Here is a 21860-nt window from a genome sequence, read left to right on the forward strand (position 1 = left end):
GAGGCCCAGGAGGCGTCGTCCCCGCCACTGCGGGGCGACGGAACAGTATTATTATCAGCTGGGCGACGGTACGGTTCGGTACCCATGGACGCTGTCGACGACCTCGGCGACGCGATCGACGCGACGCGGAACTTCCTGACGCCGGTACGGGCGGGCCTGTGGCTCCGGCTGGCGCTCGTCGCGCTGTTCGTCGGCGGGTTCGGAACCGGATTCCCGTCGGCGCCGGCGGGAGACGTCGGACCGACGACCGAACAGGCGCCCGGACCCGGTCTCGGAGACGTGCCCCAGGAGGCGCTCGTCGCGGCCGCGATCGCCGGCGGCGTCCTGCTCGTGGTGTGGCTTGGGTACGCGCTCGTCGCGGCCGTCATGGAGTTCGTCTTCATCGAGTCGCTCCGATCCGAGGAGGTCCACGTTCGGCGGTACGCGAACGCGAACGTCGGCCGCGGGATCAGACTGTTCGGCTTCCGGCTGGCGCTGATCGCGGTCGCCGGGGTCGTCGGCGTCGGACCGGTCACTCTCTCGATTCTCGGCGCCGGCGGCCTCGAGGGCAACCTCGGCGCGGTCGGGCTCGCGGTCCTGTTCGCGGCCGCGATATACCTCGTCTACGCCGTCGTCAACCGCTTCACCTCGGAGTTCGTCGCGCCCGTCATGCTGCTCGAGGATCGGGGGGTGCTCTCGGCGTGGCGTCGGTTCTGGGGGACCGTTCGCGCGAACTGGATCGAGTACGTCGTCTACCTCGTCCTCGTCTGGATCATCCGGGCCGCGGTCGGGATCGCCGTCGGCATCCTGATGCTGATCGCCGGCATCGTCGTCGCGATCCCGTTCGCCGTCATCGGCGTCGTGTTGTTCGCGCTCGGCGACGTCGGCGCCGTCCTCGCCGCGGTGGCGTTTCTCGGCGCCGCCCTCGCGTTCGTGCTCGCCGCGTTACTGATCCAGGTGCCCGTCGTCTCCTATTTCAAGTACTACGCGCTATTGGTGCTCGGGGACACGAACGTCGACTTCGATCTGATCCCCGATCGGCGGGCGGCGATCCGGAGCGGCGGGGTCGCGCCGGATCGGCGCGATCCGGACCGACGAGCGGAGTCACGGGAGGACGACGACTGGTCGAGCGACTACGGCTGGATCGACGAGGGCGGCGACGAAGGAGACGACACGGACCGCGAGGACGACGATCGGGACCGCGGCTGGTAGCGCAGTCTGACGACCTCCCACGACTGAACTCCCGGGCGTTCGCGCCGGATCTCTGTGTAATCGTTTTTCCGGAGCGTTTATTCCGGGTCCTGTGGCAAGTATTGCACATGGAGTTCGACCTGCCGGACGAACACCGGATGATCCAGGAGACGGTCAGGGAGTTCTGTCGGGGCGAGATCGAGCCGATCGCCCAGGAGATCGAGGACGACCACCGGTTCCCCGAGGAGATCTTCGACCAGCTCGCCGAACTTGACATGATGGGCGTGCCCATCTCCGAGGAGTACGGCGGGCTCGGCGGCGATACCCTGATGTACGCGCTGGTCGCCGAAGAGATCGGCCGGGTCTCGGGCTCGGTCGGCCTCTCTTACGTCGCCCACGTCTCGCTGGCCTCGAAACCGCTCGAGCTGTTCGGCACGCCCGAGCAGAAAGAGCGGTGGCTGCGCCCGCTCGCGGAGGGCGAACACATGGGCGGCTGGGCGCTGACCGAACCCGGCAGCGGCTCGGACGCCTCCGATATGGACACCGTCGCCGAGAAGGAGGGCGACGAGTGGGTCATAAACGGCACCAAGCAGTTCATCACGAACGCGAGCGAGGCGGGCTCGGTGCTGGTCAAGGCCGTCACCGACCCCGGGGCGGGCTACGACGGCATCTCGACGTTCATCGTCGATCCCCGCGAGGACGACGGCTTCGAGGTGACGACGGTCTGGGACAAGATGGGCCTGAACGCCTCTCCGACCTGCGAGATCCAACTCGAGGACGTCCGCCTGCCCGATGACCGCCTGCTCGGCGAGGCGGGCGAGGGGTGGGACCAGACCAAGAAGACCCTCGATGGCGGGCGGATCTCGATCGCGGCGCTGTCGACCGGGCTCGCCCAGGGCGCCTACGAGCACGCGAAGGCCTACAGTCAGGAGCGCGAGCAGTTCGGCCAGCCGATCTCGCAGTTCGACGCCGTCCGCGACAAGATCGTCGACATGCACCGCAAGACCGAGCGCGCGCGCTTGCTCACCCATCGGGCGGCCCACCGCTACGATCAGGGCGAGCCCGTCACCCGCGAGTCGGCGCTGGCAAAACTCGACGCCAGCGAGGCCGCCCGCGAGGTCGCCGAGGACGCCGTGCAGGTGCTGGGCGGTTACGGCTACACGACCGACTTCGCGCCCCAGCGGTTCTACCGCGACGCCAAGCTGATGGAGATCGGCGAGGGAACCAGCGAGATTCAACACCTCGTCATCGGTCGCGAGCTCGGGCTGTAGAGGTTTTTCGCGACCGCGCTCGGGGCGATCCTCGCGGTCGATTGCCGCGGAGAGCCGCCCTAGCGACGAAAGAGTCCGAGCACGGCCGAGACGATCGGGCGATCGGGTCGGTCGTTCCCCCGCTCCCGGTGGGCTCTGGTCAGCCGGGTGACGACGGCGTAGCTCGAGACCGACAGCGCCGCGGCGAGCAGGAGGTTACCGAGGATCAGTTGTCTGGCGGCAGTTCCGGCGATTTCGGTGATCGATCCCCCGGAGAGCGACGTGGCCGCGTCGACGGGACGCAGCGAACCGCCCCCGAGAAACGCGCCGCCGAGCTGGTAGCTCGCGACGTAGACCGCGGGCTTGATCAGGGGGTTGAGAACGGCGACCGCGGCGACAGTGGCGGGCTTGCTGACCCAGGATTGCCAGGCCGCGAGCCCGGCCAGCACGCCCAGCCCGAGTCCGCCCGTGGGCAGGGCCGTGACGAAGATCCCGACCGCGAAACTCAGCCCGATCTCGTGAGGCGTGTGCTCCTCACGAAAGGCGGCCATCAGCGTCCGGCGGACGCGGGCGCGGTGCCGGACGAGCCGTTCTCGGATCACGCTCTGTCGAAGCGATCCGTTCGGCCCGGCCAAAAGGGTGTCGACGCGCGGTCGATCGCGCTTGCTACGGCTCGAGGCCGCTTACGGGAAGCTGCCGGCTTCCTCGAACGCATTGGCGACGCGGTCGATCGCGACGACGTAGGCCGCGGTCCGGGGGTTCGACAGGTCGTTTTCCTCGATGGTCTCAACCAGGGCGTCGAAGGCGTCGACGATGTGGCCCTCGAGTTCCTCGTTGACTTTCTCCTCGGACCAGTAGAAGCGCTGGCGGTTCTGGACCCACTCGAAGTACGAGACGGTGACGCCGCCGGCGTTGGCGAGGATATCGGGGATGACGAAGACGTCGTCCTCGGCGAGGATGGCGTCGGCGTCCGGGGTGAGCGGACCGTTGGCGGCCTCCGAGATGACGTCGGCCGAGACGTCCTCGGCGAGGTCGGCGTCGATCGCGTTCTCGAGGGCCGCGGGGATCAGCAGGTCGACGTCCAGCGTCAGGACGTCCTCGTTGGTGAGCTCCTCTTCGCTTTCCTCGTAGCCGACGATGCTACCGGTCTCGTTTTTGTGCTCCTTGGCGGCGACGGGGTCGAAGCCGTCGGCGTTGTAGATGCCGCCGCTGGAGTCGCTGGCGGCGACGACGGTCGCGCCCATCTCGTCGATCAGCTTGGCGGCGATCCAACCGGCGTTGCCGTAGCCCTGGACCGCCACGGTCGCGCCCTCGAGGTCCTTGTCGAGGTAGTCGAACGCCTCGCGGGCCGCGATCACCGTCGATCGTCCGGTCGCCTCGACCCGGCCCTCACTGCCACCGCTGGCGAGGTTCTTGCCCGTAACGACGCCCGGCTCGGTGGTGTTCTCGAGGGTCTCGTAGGTGTCCTTGATCCAGTTCATCTCCCGCTGTCCCGTGTTCACGTCGGGAGCGGGGATATCCCGGTCCTCGCCGACCAGCGGGCGCAGCTCCTTCGCGAACGCGCGAGTGAGCCGCTCGAGTTCGGCCTCGGAGTACTCGCTCGGGTCGACGACGATCCCGCCCTTGCCGCCGCCGTAGGGGATGTCGACGGTCGCGCACTTGTAGACCATCCAGCCCGACAGCGCCTTGACCTCGTCGCGGTTGACGTCGGGGTGGTACCGGATCCCGCCCTTGTAGGGACCGCGGTCGCCGTTGAACTGCGATCGAAACGCCTCGAAGCGCTCGAGCGAGCCGTCGTCGAGTTCGATCGTAAGGTTCGTCTCGAGGACGCGCTCGGGGTGTTTGAGTCGCTCGAGGACGTCGGCGTCGACGCCGAGGTAGTCGGCAGCCTCGTCGATCTGTGACTGGAGACTCTCGAATGGATTCGCCTGCCCGGTCATACGAGGGATGTTTCGGCGACTGGTGGATAAACGTAGCGAATACCAGTCACAATTAAATGCGTCTGAGATATTTTAGGATGTCTTAGGACCTTCGTTGAATTCGCCCGACACCTTCGCCCGCTCGAGGATCCGCTCGGCCTGCGCGATCAGCGGCGCGTCGATCATCTCGCCGTCGACCTCGAAGACGCCCCGTCCCTCCGCGTCGGCCTCGCGTTCGGCCTCGCGGACGCGTCGCGCCCACTCGACGTCCGCGGGGTCGGGGGAGAAGGCCTCGTTGATCGGTCCGACCTGCGCCGGGTGGATCGCGAGCTTGCCGTCGTACCCCAGCTGAACGGAGGTGGCCGCGTCCTCACGCAGCAGCTCCTCGTCGTCGAAGTCGGTGACCAGCGTGTCGATCGCCTCGACCCCGCGGGCCGCGGCGGCGAGGACGACCCGCTGGCGCGCGTACGAAACCTCCGTCCCCTCGCGGGTCCTGGTCGCGCCGAGGTCCGCGGCCAGGTCCTCCGCGCCGAAGACGAGCGCGTCGGTCGCGTCGGCGCCGGCGATCTCCGGGGCCGCGAGCACGCCCGCGGCGCTCTCGAGCAGTGCCAGGACGGGGCGAGCGAGATCCCGCTCTGCGAGCCCCGCCGCCAGATCGCGGACGTCGGTTCCACTGGTCGTCTTCGGGAGCATGATGCTGTCGAGTCGCAGCGAGTCGGCCTCAGCGAGCGCGTCGAGGTCGCGCTCGATCTCGGCGGGCGCCGCGTTAACTCGAACGCAGACCTCACAGTCGGGATCGAACGCGGGGTCGGCCAGCACCTCCCGGACGGCCGCGCGGGCCTCGTCCTTGCGTCCCGGAGAGACGGCGTCCTCGAGGTCGAACGCGATCGCGTCGGCGCCGGCGTCGGGCGCCTTGCGGAGCATCTCGGGACGATCCCCCGGAGTAAACAGCAGGCTTCGACGTACCATACCTCCGAGTGTGCGGACCGTCCCCGTGAATGTAGGGGTCCGATCGCGTCGGTCCGTCACGGGCGCACCGTCGCGAATCGGGTTCAGGCCTCGAGGATCGAATCGAGGAGCTTGGTCTGGGCGGCGCCCACGTGCTCCGAGAACGTCGACCGCGATATCCCCAGCGCCTCGGCGACGTCGCCGGCGTTGGCCCGCTTCGGGTACTCGAAGTACCCCATCTCGTGGGCGGTCTCGAGGACCTCCCGTTGGCGGTCGGTCAGCCGGCTCCGGTCGACGAGCGCGAGGTCGGTCGTCTCGCCCTCGCCGGTTCGGAGCAGCTGCTGGAGTTCGACCCCGTCGAACCGCTCGCGGAGCTCGCGGACGATCGCCGACAGCGCCTCCACGTCGGCGGCACGAACGGTCAGGTACAGCGCCCCGTCCTCGGCCCGGATCGACGATACCGGCGTCCCTCCGGCCTCGACGATCTCGCAGGCGCAGTCGCCGTCGAAGACACGCTCGAACCGGTACACGTCGCCGTGCTCGTTCGAGGAAACCGTCGATAGCTCGACCCCGACGGTCCCGTCCTCGAGCGGGTCCGCGCCGCCCTCGATCGCGAACTCCTCGATCGGCGGGGTCTCCGGGCTCGAGGGAGAGGACCGGGAGACGTCCTCGATCGACTCGCCGGAGGCGCCCGTGGCGCGGGCGACCGGACAGTTCTCCGGGTCGGATAGCACGACCGTGGCGGAGAGTCCACTCATACGGGACCGTTCGTCACGAACTCGGATTACTTCGGCCGCCAGTTCCCAACCCGTGAAAAGAAGGGGACGGCTGTGGGTCCATACTGGCGCGGTAGACAGCGCCGCGCGAGGACGGTCCGAGCCGAACCCGATATTCTCTTAAACCTACCCGGATATGTTGGAGGCGACGACTTCCGTACCGCGAGCCAGTCTCTACAGGAGCACACGAGGAATGTCCGAATACGAGTTCACCTGCCCGGACTGCGGGCAACAGATCGAGGTCAATCCCCCGGTTCGCGAGGCGACGCTATCGCACGGCTGTCCGGTCTGTGGCGCGTCGGTTTCGCAGGAACACTTCGCGAAACAGTGAGCGGTCACGAGTCCTGCCGAGCGACACCGAGACGTATCACCGAGGGTCCCCGTCGGGGGTTCGCTTACTCGTCCTCGCGTTCGATCTCGGTTCGTCGACCGCTCAGTTCCGACGGATCGAACTCGTAGAGTTTGATATCGAGGTTCTCTTTCGAGTCCCCCCAGATCTCGAACAGCGGCCGCTTTGCCTCGCCGTACTGCTCGATGTGAGAGGCGGTGAGCTCCGAGGGGTCGATCTCCTCGAGCGAGCCGACGGCGACGACGCTCCGGTAGGTCTCCCCGCCGTCGGTCTCCTCGTAGACGACGAGTCGGGCGTCCGGCGACGAGGCGAGAAACTGCCGCTTCTCGCTTTCGGGCGTCGAGACGAGGCGCATGTAGAAACTGCGGGCGTCGGCGTCGTACCCGTAGGAAACCGGGATCGCGTACGGGCTCTCCGTTTCCTCCCCGGCCAGCGCCAGGACCCCGGTCTCGTGGCGGCTGAGGAACGCGTCGATCTCGTCGGCGGTCATCTCGGTCTCCTCGGCAAGTGCCATTGTCGTACGTCGTGGATCCGGGACACTAAACTACTTCCGTTCTCTCGATTCCCGGACTACGCGTCGGCCTCGAGGACGTCCTCGAGGAGCTTCCGCTGGGCCGCGCCGAGGTGTTCGGTGAACGTCGACTGGGTGATCCCGAGCGCCTCGGCGACTTCCGTGGCGTTGGCCCGCTTGGGACGTTCGAAGTAACCCATCTCGTAGGCGGTCTCGAGGACCTCGTACTGGCGGTCCGTGAGCTTCCCCCGGTTGACGAACACGCGCTCTTCCGGGGTTCCCGACAGCGGCGGCTGGAGGAGGCTCCGGACGTCGACGCCGGGATATCGCTCGCGGAACTCGTCCATGATCGCCTGGAGCTGTTCGAACCCGTCTGCGTGAAAGACCAGCGTCACGTCCCCGTCGCTCGCCCGGTAGCGGTGGACCGGGCAGTCGTACGCGCCGAGACACTCGCAGGGACAGCGGCTCTCCTCGCCGTGGGAACACCGGTAGAGGTTGGTCGTTCCGTACGAGAAGACGGGACCGGTCACCGCGTCGTCGAACTCGGCGTCGGCCTTCGCCAGAAACTCGGTCGTCGAACCCTTCGTTCCGCACTCGACGCTCGTCGAAACCTGGTCGATCGTCGTTCCGGTTTCCCGCGAGAATCTCGCGATCGGGCAGGCTTCGGGGGTATCGATCTTCACGGTGGCGCGAATTCCCGACGACATAGGTACTACCGACGGGTTCGGGCTGCGTCGTATTTAAATTGGGTAGCCCAGCGCCGGTGTTCCCAGGCCCTCGGAACGAGAAGCGGTACCTTATGGGTTGGGGCCGTCCATATCGGTATGGACACCTGCGAGAACATACAGTTCGTCTGTCCGGCCTGCACCCGGTCGATCGAGATCACCGAGTCCGTGCGCGACGCGCTGGTCGAGAGCGGGTGTGTCATCTGCGGCGCGGACGTCGACGACAGCGCGTTCGCCCTCGAGAAGACGGCGCAACGAGCGTCGAGCCCGAGCGCGTGTGACCCTCAGTAGCACGGGGTAATAAAGGGACCTCGATATCGGTGGTCCACACTGGTGGCGTTTCAGTGCCCACAGTGTCGTATGAGCCAATCGCTGACCGGAGCGCGTCGAACGTACGGCGAGGAGACGCTGGCGGACGAACCCCGGGTCGTCGCCGGCGAGGAGGATATCGGATCGATTCTCACCGCGCTCGACGACGCCGACTGCCGCACCATTCTCGAGGAGCTCGACGACGACGCCTACCGCTCCGCGTCGGAGCTCTCCGAGCGCTGCGACGTTCCCCTCTCGACGACGTACCGAAAGCTCGAGCTGCTCGAGGACGCCGGCCTGCTCGAAGAGCGGCTGCGGATTCGCCAGTCGGGGAGACACGCCAGCGAGTACGCCCGGCGCGTCGAGGGCGTCCGCGTCGCGGTCGACGGCGACGATGGGATCGCGCTGGAGCTCTCCTAGCGGGTCTCGAAACGGCAAGACAGATACGCGGCCTGTCCTAACGTCGACCGATGGCAACCGCCGACGCGAGAGAACGACTCCGGGAGCGGCCGATGGGCGTAACGATCCTGTTGACGATCGTCGGCTACGGACTCGTCATCGGAACCTTCGTCGCGGACGTTCCGATCTACCCCGATCTGACGAACGCGCAGGTCAACCTGTTTACCCACGCGATCGCGGTGATCAACTCCGTGACGACCATCTTGCTCGTCGCCGGCTGGTACTGGATCCGGGCGGGCGAGGTCGACAAGCACCGCGCGGCGATGACGGGGGCGTTCGCCACGATCGTTCTGTTCCTCGTCGTCTACCTGATCCGGGTCGGCGGCGGCGGGACCAAGGAGTTCGTCGCCGCCTCCCCGGTGTACGAGCTCTACCTCGCGATGCTCGCGATCCACATCGTGCTCTCGATCGTCGCCGTCCCGGTCGTGTTGTACGCGCTGATCCTCGGGCTTACCCACACGCCCGCCGAACTGCGGGAGACCGCCCACGCCAGGGTCGGCCGCATCGCCGCGGGGAGCTGGATCCTGAGTCTCGTGCTGGGCGTCGTCACCTACCTCATGCTCAACCACATCTACGACTACGAGTTCGCGATGCTCGTGCCCCTCTTCTGAACGGGATCGTTCCCGTCCTCGGTTGCAGTTTACCGTTCCCGATCGCGGAGTTCCCGGAGGAGTTGTTCTCCCCACCGCGACTCCTGCTCGGGAGCGTCGCTCCAGAGCCACTTGCAGTACCGCAAGTGGGCGAGACACTCCTCGTGGGTGAGCTGACTTTTGCAGCCGGGGCAGGTCGGCATACCCGTCGAAACGCTTCCGGAACGAGAGTAGCTTCCGGTGGGCCTCACGTCGAATCGACCGACAACAAAGACTACCGAGCCGATCGGAGAGTCGTTCCGTGTTGTACGTTAGCGAGCGTTTTTCGGTCTGGAGAGTGCGGTAGCCGTATGCAGTTCCGCGCAGCGGCGATCGGACTCGGCGGGCTCGGCCAGCTCGAGCTCGAGGTGCTGGTCGGGCTCGAGGGCGTCGAACTGGTCGCCGGAGCCGACGTCTCCGGCGAGGCCCAGGAGGTTTTCGAACGCGAGTTCGACGCGCCGGCGTACGCCGACCACGACGCGATGCTCGCCGCCCACGGTGACGGGATCGACGTCGTACTGATCGTCACCCCCCACACGCTTCACTTCGAACAGGCTCGAGCGTGTCTCGAGGCCGGCGCTCATGTCTACCTCGAGAAGCCGATGGTGACCGACGTCGGCGACGCCGTCGAGTTGCTCGAGCTGGCCGACGATCGGGGGCTCGTCGTGCAGGTGGGGTACCAGCGACGCTTCCATCCGGGGTTCGGCGAGGTCAAACGGCTCGTCGACGCAGGTCGAGTCGGCGAGGTTCACGCTGCGAACGCGTATCTCGGCCAGAACTGGTTCGAACTTCACGAGGGAACCTGGCGCGTCGATCCGACGCTCTCGGGCGGCGGACAGCTGTACGATACGGGATCGCACCTGCTCGACGCGCTCTGCTGGCTCGTCGATGGGGCTCCGACCCGCGTCTCCGCCGACGTAACGTACGCGAAACCCGAGATCGACGTCAACAGCGCGCTCTCGATCGAATTCGACCGCGACGGACGGTCGATCCTCGTCGGGGTCACGATCAGCGGAGACGGCGTCGAACTCACGCCCGCGGAGGGGTACACGATCTGGGGGACGGACGGCCGAATCACCTTCGACGGGGAGCGGATCCGCCTCGCCGAGCGCGGCGCGACGGTCTACGAGAGCACGATCGACGCCTACACCGATTTCACGACGCTGACGACCGCGAAACTCGAGAACTTCCTCGAGTCGATCGCGGGAACCGCCGCCCCGGCCGTCCCGGGATCGGACGGACTCCGGGTGACCGCGCTGACCGAGGCGACCTACCGGGCCGACGAACGGGCGTGTCGAGTCGACGTGCGATCGCTGATCGACGAAGCGCGTTGAGGTCGGCTCGAGAGAACCGGCCCCCGGGATTGGTATGGGAAGACGCCGTCCGTTCGGTATGAAGGTCCGAGGCTCTCGTTCGCGCGAGGAGATCGTGGCGTTTCTCGAGGCACAGACGATCCCGGTCCGACTCGGCTGTCGGACTCCCGCGGGACACCCCTGGATGGTGTCGCTGTGGTATCGGCATCGGTCGATCGAGACCGACGAGAACGGGAGCGGTACCGAGAACGACGGCTGGGTACTCGAGTGTGCCACCTCCGTCTCAGCGGATGTCGTCGCCTCCCTCCGGGAGACTCCTGAGATATCGTTCGAGGTCTCGACGAACGATCCGCCCTACGCCGGGGTTCGCGGCCGCGGCGAGGCCTCGATCGAGCCCGATCCCGAGAAGGCGGTGCTCCGGGATCTGCTCGAGCGCTATCTCGGGAGTACCGACTCGGAGCTGGCGCGGACGTTGCTGGACGAAGACCGCGAGGAGGTGACGATTACGCTCGAGCCTGCGGTCGTCTACGGCTGGGACTTCTCCGATCGCATGTAGGAACCCCGCACCCGCTTCGAGCACGATCGACTCGAGGGGCCGTCGACGAGGTCAGTACCCCTCGAGCGTGAACACGAACAGCCCCGTGTTGGCGTCCGAGACGTAGACGTACTCGCTGTCTTTCGTGTTCGCGCCCCAGACCATCGGGATGGCATCGATCGATCGCGCGGGATCGGCCTGTCGAACCTCGTCTGCGCCGTCGGTGGTCATGTACTGGTCGATCCGCTCCGGGTTCGCGAGGTCGGAGAGATCGAACGTCTGGACGCCGGCCTTGTAGTCGCCGCTGAACAGGACGTCCTGCTGGTCGCCGACGCCCCAGTCCGAGAAGTGACCCGTCCACCAGAAGCCCTGCTGGCCGGTCGGTTGCTGGGCGCTTCCCTGCGACGGGCGGAACGACGAGAGACGCTCGGTTTCGCCCGTGTCGAGATCGAACTCGATGACGTGTTTGTAGCCGGGGTCGCCGCTCCCGACCTCCTCGCCCACGAGACAGATGTCGTCTTCCGGATGAGGGAACGCGTGGTGGGCGTTTCGCAGCGGGACGTCCGCCTCCTCCTCCTGGTAGTCGAACGACGCGGCGACCTGGGGGCTTGCTGGGTCGCTCAGATCGAGAATGTACAGGCCGTGATCCCAGTTGGCGAGGTAGACGTAGTCGCCGCGAACCTGCGTATCGTGGACGTAGCCGCTGGGGTGAGTGTGACCCGGATCGTCGGGCGACATCGCCGAGACCGAGTGGCCCTCGTGGGCCACCTGAAAGTCCCCCACTTCTATCGGGTTCTCGGGGTCGGTGACGTCGTATATCACGATTCCGCGCCCCGTCCCCGAGACGATGACGTGGTCCTCGCCGAAGGCGATGATCGTGTGGACGCCCGCGCCGCCCTCGACGTCGAACGGGCCGTACAGTTCGGGCTCTTCCGGATCGTCGACGTCGAGGATGGACCACCCCGCATCCGGACCGCCTTCGTTGGCGGTGAAGATCCACGGCTCCGTCGGGTGGAAGAACACGTCGTTCACGTAGCCGACGCCGACCGAGGTCGTCGTTACGTGCTCCGGGTTCTCCAGATCGGATACGTCGGCGATATGGACCTCGGTGTCGGCGTTGACGAACGATCCCGTCGCCGCGAGACCCAGATCCTCGCGGACGTCCATGTTCGTGATGTTGCCGTCCGGCGCGCCGAGCGTGGTGTGACCGACGAGTTCCAACCGCGGGTTGCGGTTTCCACCGTCCTGTGCTACCCCGGTACCGCTCAGTGCACCGATCCCGACCGCAGTCGCGGCACAGCCTTTCAACATCGTTCGTCGGGTCGTCTGCTCGTATTTACGAGGCATCAACCACAACGTTATGAGTGTTAGTCTATAATAATAGTTAACGTCTGAATGTAGTGAAGTGGAACGACGAGTATATATTGTATATTAGTATCGATTAGTTATGTATATCGGGATTGGCGGCCGGTCTCTCGAAGAACAGCCGAGAACATGCCGCGTCAGTTACACAGAGCAACAGGGAGGCCGGAAGACGATCAGTCCGTTCGCGGAATCGAGCGGGCGCCGAGCGCAAAGAAGATGGCCGCGAGAACCGCGAGGATTCCCAGGTTCGCCAGCGCGGGGTCGACCCCGGCGACCGCGGCCGTCGACACGTTCGGGTCGGTGGCCGCGCGCACCCCGCGGGCGAAGTACGTCAGTGGCGAGAGGTTCACGAGGGGTTCGAACCAGCCGGGCAGTTGCTCGAGCGAGATGAACGTCTCGGAGAGAAAGAGCAGGGGCAGGCCGACGGCGTTGCTGGCGGCGACGGCGCCGTCCTGGGAGTCGGTGTAGCTGCCGAGCATCGCGCCGACGCCGCAGAAGCAGACGACGCCGACGAGGATGTAGGGGACCAGCAGCGCCGAGAATGCGATCTCGGCGCCCGTCAGGACGACTACGAGCGCGAGGATCAGCAGGCTCGCCAGCCCGATGATGACGGCGTTGACGACCGTCTGGGCGAGCAGCCACTCGGCTCTGGTCTGGGGGGTCGTCGCGAGCTTCTCGAAGCGGCTCCCCTCGCGGTGGCGCGCGACCTCGCTGCCGAGCCGCGACAGCGGGGTGAAGAGGACGACCACGGCCAGGTAGCCGGGAACGTAGTACGCCGGAGGCTCGGCGAACAGTCCGCCCCCGCCCGGGTCGGTCCGCACCAGCGCGCCGAAGATGACGATCAGGATCACCGGGAAGAAGAACGTGAAGAAGACCGCGGTCCGGCGGCGGACGAACGCCCGCCAGCCGGCGCGGGTCTCGGCGCGGACGCGACCGAGCCGGCTCACGCGGTCTCACCCGCGCGAGCGAGGCCGGTACTGGCGGTCCGCTCGAGTTCGGTTTCGTCGGCCAGCTCGAGGTAGACGTCCTCGAGGTCGGGCTCGGCCCAGGAGAGCCCGGAGTAGTCGATCCCGCGTTCCTCGAGGTAGTCGACGACGCGACCGATCTCGGCGGGCGAGACCTCGCGGACGACGACCCCGGTTCCTCGCTCGGCGGTCACGAACGGGAGGTCCTCGAACGCGGTCGGGTCGGCGGGCGTCTCGACGGTCAGCCGGCTCGAGCCCGCGTGGTCGGCAATCAGCGCCGCGGGCGTCCCCCGGGCGACGAGTTCGCCGTCGGCGAGCAGTCCGACGCGGTCGGCGAGGCGTTCGGCCTCGGCCATGTCGTGGGTCGTCAGGAAGACCGTGGTTCCCGCGTCGGCGAGGTCCTCGATCAACCGCCAGACGGTCCGCCGACCCGCGGGGTCGATGCCCGTGGTCGGCTCGTCCAGAAAGAGCACGTCGGGATCGTTGACCAGCGCGGTGCCGACACAGACCCGTCGCTGCTGGCCCCCCGAGAGGTTCTCGTACCAGGTGTCGTCGGCGTCGGCGAGGCCGACGTCGGCCAGCACGGCCTCGGGGTCGCGGTGGTCGTCGTACAGCCCCGCGTAGTAGGCCACCAGCTCGCGGGCGGTGAGCCGATCCGGCGGCGAGAACGACTGCGGGAGCACCCCCAGGCGGTCGCGGTCGACGGCCGACGGCGCCGCCCCGAGGACGCGCGCGCTGCCCGAATCGGGCTCGGTCGTCCCGGTGAGCGCGCGAACGAGCGTCGTCTTGCCCGCCCCGTTGGGGCCGATGAGCGCGAACACCTCGCCGCGCTCGACCGACAGCGACACGCCCGCCAGCGCCGCCGTCCCGTCGTATCGCTTCTCGAGTCCCTCGGCGACGACCGCGGTATCCATACGGGTCGCTATCGGCGCGGCCGGCGTAAGGGGTTCGATTCGCCTCTCGGAGACGCGCTGGCGTTTTCGTTTGCGACTCCGTTTCCGATATCGTTTGCGCCCGTCTCAGGCTCTCTCGGGTGAAACTGACGAGTCGGGAGGACGGGGCGACAACGCTCTCCCGCCCGTCGCGACCTCGAGTCCGTGTCGAAACACTGTTGGAACGCTCGAGGATTGTCGCTATCGATGAGCCGGAGCGAATCACTCGAGCGAGCCGACAGAGCCTGGTGGAAGGAAGCGGTCGTCTACCAGATCTACCCGCGCAGCTTCAACGACAGCGACGGCGACGGCGTCGGCGACATCCCCGGAATCGTCGAGAAGGTCGACTACCTCGAATGGCTCGGCGTCGACGTGATCTGGCTCTGTCCGGTCTACGACTCGCCGAACCGCGACAACGGGTACGACATCCGGGACTACCGATCGATCCAGGACGCCTTCGGGACGATGGCCGACTGGGAGGAGTTGCTCGAGGCGCTCCACGCTCGAGGGATGCGCCTGATCATGGACCTCGTCGTCAACCACACCTCGAGCGAGCACGAGTGGTTCCGGCGGTCCCGACGGGGCGAGGGGAAGTACGAGGGGTACTACCACTGGAAGGAGGGCCATCCGGCGGCGGACGCCGACTACGAGACGGCCGACGGTCCCGCCGACGAAGTCGCGCCGAACAACTGGGACTCGATCTTCGGCGGACCCGCCTGGAGCTACGACGAGGAACGCGGCCAGTGGTACCTCCACATCTTCGACGCACACCAGCCCGACCTGAACTGGCGCAACCCCGACGTCCGCGCGGACGTCAAGGGAGAGATCGAGTGGTGGCTCGAGAAGGGGATCGACGGCTTTCGCATGGACGCCATCGACCTGCTCTCGAAGACGGAGGGACTCCCCGACGGCGACCCCGACGACGCCCTCGTCGGGTCGGAACACTACAGTCACGGCCCGCGCCTGCGCGAGTACCTGCGGGAGCTGTACGACGACGTCCTCTCGAACTACGACGCGATGACCGTCGGCGAGATGGGGATGGCCTCGGTCGAGGAGGCCGCCGACTCGATCGGCGCGGACGGCGACGGGCTCGACATGGTGTTCCAGTTCGATCACATGAACGTCGACGCAGGCGAGAACGGGCCCTGGGGACGGGCCGAGCCCGGCGACTGGGAGTTGACGGAGCTCAAGGAACTCGTCAGCCGCAAACAGCGCCGCCTCGAGTGGGACGCGCTGTTTCTGAGCAACCACGACGTCCCGCGGCTCGTCTCGCGGTTCGGCGACGACGACCGATACCGGGCGGAGAGCGCGACGCTGATCGCAACGTTCCTGCTGACGATGCGGGGCACGCCCTATATCTACCAGGGTGACGAGATCGGGATGACCAACGCCGACTTCCGACGCCGCGAGGAGATCGACGACCCGCAGACGCTCGGGACGATCGACGACCTGCTCGAGGCGGGCGCGATTGACTCCTACGAGGACGTCCGGGAGTTCGTCAACTACCGGAGCCGGGACCACGCGCGGACGCCGGTGCAGTGGAACGGCGCGTCGGGAGCCGGCTTCACCGACGGCGAGCCCTGGCTCAAGGTAAACGAGAACCGCTCGCGGATCAACGTCGAGCGCGCGCTCGCGGACGAGGACTCGGTCTGGCACTACTACCGCCGGCTGATCGAGCTGCGGGACGCCGAGGACGTGCTCGTCTACGGCGAGTACGACCTGTTGCTCCCGGAGGACGAGCAGCTGTTCGCCTACACGCGGACGCTCGAGGACGAGCGAGCGCTGATCGTCCTCAACTGGTCTGCCGAGCCCGCGGTCGTCGACGGTCTCGGAGTCGATGCCGACGATCCGGACGCCCTCGTCGGCAACTACGACGATCCGCCGACCGCTCCCGAAGGCAGCGAGCTCCGGCCCTACGAGGCGGTCGTCTACCGCCTCAGGTGAGACCGCCCGTCGCGCTCGCCTCTTGCTTTCGCAGGGCCAACGGTTAGACCCGCGTTCGTGGTAGTCCGGGTAGATGGTACAACTCGGATACACGCTCTCGAGCGAGGAACACGGCCCGAACGAACTCGTCTCGATCGCCCGGCGGGCCGAGGAGGCGGGCTTTGATTTCCTCTCGATCTCGGATCACTTCCACCCGTGGGTCTCGGCGCAGGGCGAGTCGCCGTTCGTCTGGTCGACGCTGGGCGGGATCGCGACCGCGACCGACGACATCGAGGTCGGCGTCGGCGTCACCTGCCCGACGATCCGGATCCACCCGGTCAACGTCGCCCACGCGGTCGCGACCGTCGACGAGATGTTCGGCGATCGGTTCACCTTCGGGGTCGGCACGGGCGAGAACCTGAACGAGCACGTCACGGGCGAGCGCTGGCCCGAACACGACGTCCGCCTCGAGATGCTCGAGGAGGCGATGGACGTCATGCGGAAGCTCTGGACCGGGCAGACGACGAGCCACCGCGGCGAGCACTACACGGTCGAGAACGCGCGGCTGTACACCTGCCCCGACGAACAGCCGACGACGATCGCGAGCGCCTTCGGGCCCCAGACGGCCGAGTGGGTCGCCGACAACGCCGACGGCCTCTGGTGTTCGGGACCGAAGGAGGGCCCCGTCGAGGCCTACGAGGACGCCGGCGGCGACGGGCCGACGTACACCCAGCTGCACGGCTGTTACGCCGACAGCGAGGACGAAGCCGTCGAGACGATCTACGAGTACTGGCCCAACGGGTCGATCCCGGGCGAGCTCGGCCAGGAGCTGCCGACGCCGGCTCACTTCGAGCAGGCCGCCCAGATGGTCGAGAAAGAAGACATCGCGGAGTCGGGAACGACGACGAGCCCGGACCCGCAGGACCACATCGACAGCATCGAGCAGGCGATCGACGCCGGCTACGACCACGTCTACGTCCACCAGATCGGCGACGAGCAGGAGAAGGCCGTCGAGTTCTACGAGGACGACGTGCTGCCGTCGTTCCGGTGACGGCGCGTGCGGTTCGGTCGGCGCGGCGGGATCGAAGCCGACACGTGGCCGCGACAGCCGGGTTGCCTCTACGACAAGGCATACCCGAGACTATCCGCATCGGTTACACGTGAATCACCGACGACTCGGTTCGACCGGATACGAGGTCTCGGAGGTCGGGCTCGGCACCTGGAACATCGGCGGGAGCTGGGGCGACGTCGACGACGAGACCGGCCGCGAGGTCGTCCGCACCGCGCTCGAGGCGGGCGTCGATTTCCTCGACACGGCCGACGTCTACGGCGACGGCCGCAGCGAGCGCCACATCGGCCGCGTTCTGGACGAACGCGACGCCCACGACGACGTCCTCGTGGCGACGAAGGCGGGGCGACGGCTCGATCCCCACGAGGCCGACCGCTACACCTACGAGAACCTGTCCAGGTTCGTCGAGCGCAGCCAGGAGAACCTCAACGAGGCGACGCTCGACCTCCTGCAGCTGCACTGTCCGCCGACCGAGGCCTACTACCGGCCCGAGACGTTCGAGGCGCTCGAGCGACTCGAAGACGAGGGCGAGATCGCCCACGCGGGCGTCAGCGTCGAGAAAGTCGAGGAGGCGCTGAAGGCGATCGAGTACGACGTCGTCGAGACGGTCCAGCTCATCGTCAACCCGTTCCGCCAGCGGCCGACGGAGCTGTTCTTCGAGCAGGCGCGAACACGAGACGTCGGCGTCGTCGTTCGCGTCCCCTTCGCGTCGGGCCTGCTCACGGGCGCGCTCGAGCGCGACCAGGAGTTTCCCGAGGACGACCACCGCAACTTCAACCGCGAGGGCGAAGCCTTCGACGTCGGCGAGACGTTCGCGGGCGTCCCCTACGAGGCGGGCCACGACGCCGTTGAGGCGCTCGAGCCCCACGTTCCCGAGGAGCTGTCGCTGGCCGAGTTCACGCTGCGCTGGATCCTCGACCACGAGGCCGTCTCGACGGTTATCCCGGGAACGACCTCGCCGGAGCACGTCCGCTCGAACGCCGCGGCGTCCGCTCTCGAGCCGCTGTCGAACCGGGCCCACGGCGCGGCGCGAGACGTCTACGAGGACCACGTCGCGGCGCACGTCCACCACCGCTGGTAGCCATGTGAGGGCCCGTCGCGTGGATTCCGTAACCGGAGATTTTTATGATACACACACGTACATGTACATAGAATGGGGACCAAAACGATCTCCCTGGCGGATGACGCATACGAACGGCTCCGGGCCGAAAAGCGGGAAAACGAGAGCTTCAGTGACGTCGTTCGGCGACTAACCGAAGGGGCGACGCTCGAGGACTACTACGGTGCGTTGAGCGACGAAACGGCGGACGAACTCGAAGAGATCGTTTCTCGTCGACGAACGGAGCGAACGAACGAACAGCGAGAGCGCGTCGAACGGATCGCGGACGCACTCGAATGATCCTCGACACCTCGTTTCTCATCGACGTGCTGCGGGGCGAGAAAACGGTCGAAGAAGCGGTCAGAACCGTCGATAACCGCGGTACGGCACACGTGAGTTCGGTGACGGTGATGGAACTCTGGGAGGGCGTTCATCTCGCAGATTCCTCCGAGGACGAGCGAACCGTGGTGAAGAACCTGCTGACCGACGTTCGAGAGCTACCGTTTAATCGCAAGTGCGCGATGACCGCCGGAGAGATCAATGCGACGCTGCACCGGAACGGCGTGCCGATCGAAGACACAGACGTGATGATCGCTGCCACTGCTCTCGTCCACGATGTTCCTGTCGTGACGAACAACGTGGACCACTTCGAGCGAATCGACGACCTCGAAATTCTCACGTATTGATCGCCGGTTCCCCACCCGTTTTGCCGTTCGCGACGGAATCCCCGCGTATGGAGTACACCACGCTCGGCAACACGGGCACGACCGTCTCGCAGCTGTGTTTCGGTACCTGGCGGTTCGGCCGTTCGACGGGCGACCTCGAGAACGAGACGACCCGCGAGGAGGCCCACGAACTGCTCGACGCGGCCCGGGATCACGGGATCAACTTCATCGACACCGCCAACGTCTACGGCGATCCCGACGGCACCAGCGAGGAGTGGATCGGCGAGTGGCTCGAGGACCAGAACCGCGAGGACCTCGTCATCGCCTCGAAGGTCTACTTCGAGTTCGACGGCTGGGGCGAGCCCGGACCGAACGATTCGGGGCTCGGTCGCAAACACATCCGCGCCCAGATCGAGGGCACTCTCGAGCGGCTGGGTACCGACTACCTCGATGTCTACTACATCCACCGCTGGGACGACGAGACGCCCATCGAGGAGACGATGTCGGTGCTGACCGACCTCGTCCGCGAGGGGAAGGTCAACCACCTCGGTGCCTCGACGATGGCCGCCTGGCAGCTCACGAAGGCGCTGTGGACCAGCGACGTCGAGGGCCTCGAGCGCTTCGACGTCACCCAGCCGATGGTCAACGCCGCCCACTACGACGCCGTCGAAGACTACCTCGAGGTCTGCGCCGACCGAGACCTCGCCGTCTGTCCGTACTCGCCGCTGGCGGGCGGATTCCTCACGGGCAAGTACGAGCGCACCGAAGACGGCGGCGTCGAGGCGCCGGACGGCTCGCGGGGCGCCTTCGACGACCTCTTCGAGGACCGCTACGCGACCGACCGGGCGTGGGACGTCCTCGATGCCGTCGAGTCGGTCGCCGACGAGCTCGAGGCCTCCCCCGCGCAGGTGTCGCTGCGCTGGCTGATGGACCAGGACCGCTTCACGTGCGTGCCGATCGTCGGCGCGCGCTCGCCCGACCAGCTCGAGGAGAACGTCGGCGCCGTCGACCTCGAACTGAGCGACGAACAGTTCGAACGGATCGACGCGGCTCGCGACGGCGACGAGTAGCCCGCGAGCCGACGACGTCTCGGCATCCGAGACGTTCCCGGGCTCCGTGAGGGGACCAAGCGTCGTGGCGATACCCGTCCCGACGCCGGAGCAAGGGTCCGAAGGCGGTTTCGTCCGTCCGTATTCGATTCGCTCGCAGTCGCGGCGCCGTCCCGGCTCCGCTCGTCCGGGTAGAAAAGGCTTCATTGCACGGTCGGCAGATGTGTTCCACATGGAGCGGTGGCAACGGCGGGCGGCGAAAACGATCGGCGGGGTGGTACTCCTCATCTTCCTGACGTCCACGGCGTATCACTACGTCGCGGTCGTCGTCGAGGGCCGCGCGCAGAGCTACGTCCACTCGGCGCAGGTCGTCGTCGAGACCGTTACCGGGACGGGGTACGGCTCCGATTCGCCGTGGGAGTCGCCCGTCGCGAACCTCTTCGTGATGGCGATGGACCTCGGCACGTTCCTGGTCCTGTTCATCGTCCTCCCGTACGTCTTCCAGCCGATCCTCGAGGAGACGCTGTCGCCCGAGGTCCCGCGGACGACCGACCTGACCGACCACGTCGTCGTCTGCGGCTACTCGTCCCGCGGCGAACGCCTCGTCGACGAGTTCGAGACCCGCGGGGTCGACTACGTCGTCGTCGCCGAGGAGGAACGCGAGGTGCTGGCGCTCGCCGAGGCGGGCGTCTCGGTGATCCACGGGGACGCCTCGTCGGTCGCAGCACTCGATCGGGCCCGGATCGACGAGGCCGCGTCGGTCGTGGTCGATACGGCCGACGAACTCGCGGCGAGCGTCGTCCTCGCCATCAGGGATCGCACCGAAGACTGCCGAATCGTCGTGTTGAGCACCGATCCATCGTTAGCGCGGCCGCTGCAGTACGCCGGGGCCGACACCGTCGTGACGCCGCGACACCTGCTCGGACAGCGGATCGCGGAACGAGTACAGGCCGAGGTCGATCCCCGACTGAGCGACGTGACGAGCCTCGGTGGCGGTATCTCCATCGTCGAGGTGACGGTCTTCGAGGAGGGCCCGATCTGCGGACGGACCCTCGCCGAGACGGGGATCCTCGAGATGGACGATGCGTCGCTGGTCGGCCTCTGGACCGACGGCGAGTTCGTCGGCTCGCCGCCGTCTGACCGCACGATCGACGAGAACAGCGTGTTGCTCGTCGCCGGCAGCGAGTCGCGATTAAAACAGCTCGAGGCGCTAACCGGGCCGACCCGAGCGAACGGCGCTCGCGTCGTCGTGGCCGGCCACGGCGAGGTCGGCGGAACGGTGCGCGACTCCCTCGAATCCGCGGGCGTCGAGACGACGGTCGTCGACATCGCGGACGCCGAGGATGTCGACGTCGTCGGCGACGTGACCGAGGAGTCGGTGCTCGAGGCGGCCGAGGTCGGGACGGCGACCGCCTACGTCGTCGCGATCGCGGACGACGACGAGGCGATCCTCTCGGTGTTGCTCGCCCGGGAGCTCTCGGCCGATCTCGACGTCGTCGTTCGCGTAAACGACTCGGCGAGCCAGGGAAAGGTCCGGCGGGCGGGCGCCGACTACGTGCTCAGCCTGCCCGACATCAGCGGTCGACTGCTCGCGCTGGACGTCCTCCGGGAGGAGATCCTCTCGTACGACCGCCAATTGAAGGTGGTCCGATTCGAATCCGACGACCTCGCGGGCCGATCGCTCGCCGACACGGAGATCCCGGAAACCGACTGTATCCTCGTCGGCGTCGAGCGGTCGGGCGAGATCGTCAGGGACGTCCCGGCGGAGTTCGAGTTCGAACCCGGCGACAGCCTCCTGCTCGCCGGCGACGACGAAGCGATCAACGCGATCGAATCCTGAACGGCTCCGTTCTCGGGCCGGCCCGTCGTCGGGGGCGTCCCCGATCGGTCGCCTCGAGGC

General features: G+C 67.1%; 25 protein-coding genes. 15 read left to right on the forward strand and 10 right to left on the reverse strand.

Annotated elements, in window-relative coordinates; genetic code table 11:
• The first annotated feature begins 84 nt into the window (after window positions 1–84).
• Together GWG54_RS07600 and GWG54_RS07605 are read left to right on the forward strand one after the other, a co-directional pair.
• Window positions 85–1191: a hypothetical protein gene (locus tag GWG54_RS07600; protein WP_167937206.1), complete on the forward strand. Its 1107-nt coding sequence runs from the start codon at window positions 85–87 to the stop codon at window positions 1189–1191.
• Window positions 1192–1298: 107 nt separating this feature from the next.
• The gene (locus tag GWG54_RS07605) at window positions 1299–2441 is read left to right on the forward strand and encodes an acyl-CoA dehydrogenase family protein (RefSeq protein ID WP_167937207.1); all 1143 of its coding nucleotides are present in this window, start codon (window positions 1299–1301) and stop codon (window positions 2439–2441) included.
• A 59-nt stretch (window positions 2442–2500) separates the two neighbouring features.
• On the opposite strand, the gene GWG54_RS07610 is transcribed toward GWG54_RS07605, so the two are convergent.
• From GWG54_RS07610 to GWG54_RS07625, 4 genes are all read right to left on the reverse strand, one after another.
• Window positions 2501–3022 carry a DUF2062 domain-containing protein gene (locus GWG54_RS07610; RefSeq protein WP_167937208.1) on the reverse strand — a complete coding sequence of 174 codons (522 nt, stop codon included), beginning with the start codon at window positions 3020–3022 and terminating at the stop codon, window positions 2501–2503.
• Window positions 3023–3103: 81 nt separating this feature from the next.
• Window positions 3104–4360, reverse strand: coding sequence for a Glu/Leu/Phe/Val dehydrogenase (locus tag GWG54_RS07615; RefSeq protein WP_167937209.1), 1257 nt, complete (start codon window positions 4358–4360; stop codon window positions 3104–3106).
• Window positions 4361–4432: 72 nt separating this feature from the next.
• Window positions 4433–5308 (reverse strand): CoA ester lyase, encoded by an 876-nt coding sequence (locus GWG54_RS07620; protein ID WP_167937210.1) that lies wholly within the window; start codon window positions 5306–5308, stop codon window positions 4433–4435.
• Between the two features lie 83 nt (window positions 5309–5391).
• On the reverse strand, window positions 5392–6045 hold the full coding sequence (locus GWG54_RS07625; protein WP_167937211.1) for a helix-turn-helix domain-containing protein: 654 nt from the start codon (window positions 6043–6045) through the stop codon (window positions 5392–5394).
• A gap of 211 nt (window positions 6046–6256) precedes the next feature.
• On the opposite strand from GWG54_RS07625, the gene GWG54_RS07630 reads away from it, so the two are divergent.
• Window positions 6257–6394: an FmdB family zinc ribbon protein gene (locus GWG54_RS07630; protein WP_008426615.1), complete on the forward strand. Its 138-nt coding sequence runs from the start codon at window positions 6257–6259 to the stop codon at window positions 6392–6394.
• A gap of 64 nt (window positions 6395–6458) precedes the next feature.
• Here GWG54_RS07630 and GWG54_RS07635 read toward each other — a convergent pair whose 3' ends face one another.
• Together GWG54_RS07635 and GWG54_RS07640 are read right to left on the reverse strand one after the other, a co-directional pair.
• Window positions 6459–6926 carry a pyridoxamine 5'-phosphate oxidase family protein gene (locus GWG54_RS07635; protein ID WP_167937212.1) on the reverse strand — a complete coding sequence of 156 codons (468 nt, stop codon included), beginning with the start codon at window positions 6924–6926 and terminating at the stop codon, window positions 6459–6461.
• Between the two features lie 56 nt (window positions 6927–6982).
• On the reverse strand, window positions 6983–7630 hold the full coding sequence (locus GWG54_RS07640; protein ID WP_167937213.1) for a helix-turn-helix domain-containing protein: 648 nt from the start codon (window positions 7628–7630) through the stop codon (window positions 6983–6985).
• A 117-nt stretch (window positions 7631–7747) separates the two neighbouring features.
• On the opposite strand from GWG54_RS07640, the gene GWG54_RS07645 reads away from it, so the two are divergent.
• From GWG54_RS07645 to GWG54_RS07655, 3 genes are all read left to right on the forward strand, one after another.
• Entirely contained in the window at window positions 7748–7939 is a 192-nt protein-coding gene (locus GWG54_RS07645; RefSeq protein WP_167937214.1) for a hypothetical protein, read from the forward strand.
• A gap of 69 nt (window positions 7940–8008) precedes the next feature.
• The gene (locus GWG54_RS07650) at window positions 8009–8377 is read left to right on the forward strand and encodes a helix-turn-helix domain-containing protein (protein WP_167937215.1); all 369 of its coding nucleotides are present in this window, start codon (window positions 8009–8011) and stop codon (window positions 8375–8377) included.
• A gap of 50 nt (window positions 8378–8427) precedes the next feature.
• Window positions 8428–9027 carry a DUF420 domain-containing protein gene (locus GWG54_RS07655; RefSeq protein ID WP_167937216.1) on the forward strand — a complete coding sequence of 200 codons (600 nt, stop codon included), beginning with the start codon at window positions 8428–8430 and terminating at the stop codon, window positions 9025–9027.
• Window positions 9028–9056: 29 nt separating this feature from the next.
• Here the strand turns inward: GWG54_RS07655 and GWG54_RS07660 are convergent, their stop codons facing one another.
• Complete coding sequence (locus GWG54_RS07660; protein ID WP_160167011.1) at window positions 9057–9209, reverse strand: hypothetical protein; 153 nt, start codon at window positions 9207–9209, stop codon at window positions 9057–9059.
• Between the two features lie 147 nt (window positions 9210–9356).
• On the opposite strand from GWG54_RS07660, the gene GWG54_RS07665 reads away from it, so the two are divergent.
• Window positions 9357–10379 (forward strand): Gfo/Idh/MocA family protein, encoded by a 1023-nt coding sequence (locus GWG54_RS07665; RefSeq protein ID WP_167937217.1) that lies wholly within the window; start codon window positions 9357–9359, stop codon window positions 10377–10379.
• A gap of 58 nt (window positions 10380–10437) precedes the next feature.
• Entirely contained in the window at window positions 10438–10914 is a 477-nt protein-coding gene (locus tag GWG54_RS07670) for a pyridoxamine 5'-phosphate oxidase family protein (protein WP_167937218.1), read from the forward strand.
• Window positions 10915–10965: 51 nt separating this feature from the next.
• On the opposite strand, the gene GWG54_RS07675 is transcribed toward GWG54_RS07670, so the two are convergent.
• The 3 genes from GWG54_RS07675 to GWG54_RS07685 form a co-directional block, all read right to left on the reverse strand.
• Window positions 10966–12240: an LVIVD repeat-containing protein gene (locus tag GWG54_RS07675; RefSeq protein WP_167937219.1), complete on the reverse strand. Its 1275-nt coding sequence runs from the start codon at window positions 12238–12240 to the stop codon at window positions 10966–10968.
• Window positions 12241–12431: 191 nt separating this feature from the next.
• On the reverse strand, window positions 12432–13205 hold the full coding sequence (locus GWG54_RS07680; protein ID WP_167937220.1) for an ABC transporter permease: 774 nt from the start codon (window positions 13203–13205) through the stop codon (window positions 12432–12434).
• Window positions 13202–14137: an ABC transporter ATP-binding protein gene (locus GWG54_RS07685; RefSeq protein WP_167937221.1), complete on the reverse strand. Its 936-nt coding sequence runs from the start codon at window positions 14135–14137 to the stop codon at window positions 13202–13204. Before GWG54_RS07685 ends, GWG54_RS07680 begins: the two co-directional genes overlap by 4 nt.
• A 225-nt stretch (window positions 14138–14362) precedes the next feature.
• On the opposite strand from GWG54_RS07685, the gene GWG54_RS07690 reads away from it, so the two are divergent.
• The 7 genes from GWG54_RS07690 (at window position 14363) to GWG54_RS07720 (ending at window position 21800) form a co-directional block, all read left to right on the forward strand.
• Complete coding sequence (locus GWG54_RS07690; RefSeq protein ID WP_167937222.1) at window positions 14363–16099, forward strand: alpha-glucosidase; 1737 nt, start codon at window positions 14363–14365, stop codon at window positions 16097–16099.
• Window positions 16100–16172: 73 nt separating this feature from the next.
• The gene (locus tag GWG54_RS07695) at window positions 16173–17129 is read left to right on the forward strand and encodes a TIGR03557 family F420-dependent LLM class oxidoreductase (RefSeq protein ID WP_167937223.1); all 957 of its coding nucleotides are present in this window, start codon (window positions 16173–16175) and stop codon (window positions 17127–17129) included.
• Between the two features lie 109 nt (window positions 17130–17238).
• On the forward strand, window positions 17239–18228 hold the full coding sequence (locus GWG54_RS07700; protein WP_167937224.1) for an aldo/keto reductase: 990 nt from the start codon (window positions 17239–17241) through the stop codon (window positions 18226–18228).
• Between the two features lie 72 nt (window positions 18229–18300).
• Complete coding sequence (locus tag GWG54_RS07705; RefSeq protein WP_167937225.1) at window positions 18301–18546, forward strand: antitoxin VapB family protein; 246 nt, start codon at window positions 18301–18303, stop codon at window positions 18544–18546.
• Entirely contained in the window at window positions 18543–18932 is a 390-nt protein-coding gene (locus GWG54_RS07710) for a PIN domain-containing protein (RefSeq protein WP_167937226.1), read from the forward strand. Before GWG54_RS07705 ends, GWG54_RS07710 begins: the two co-directional genes overlap by 4 nt.
• A 47-nt stretch (window positions 18933–18979) precedes the next feature.
• On the forward strand, window positions 18980–19981 hold the full coding sequence (locus GWG54_RS07715; protein ID WP_167937227.1) for an aldo/keto reductase: 1002 nt from the start codon (window positions 18980–18982) through the stop codon (window positions 19979–19981).
• 211 nt (window positions 19982–20192) lie between these two features.
• The gene (locus GWG54_RS07720) at window positions 20193–21800 is read left to right on the forward strand and encodes a TrkA family potassium uptake protein (RefSeq protein WP_167937228.1); all 1608 of its coding nucleotides are present in this window, start codon (window positions 20193–20195) and stop codon (window positions 21798–21800) included.
• The last annotated feature ends 60 nt before the right edge of the window (window positions 21801–21860 follow it).

This window comes from Natronococcus sp. JC468 (genome assembly GCF_012163165.1).
Classification (GTDB): domain Archaea; phylum Halobacteriota; class Halobacteria; order Halobacteriales; family Natrialbaceae; genus Natronococcus; species Natronococcus jeotgali.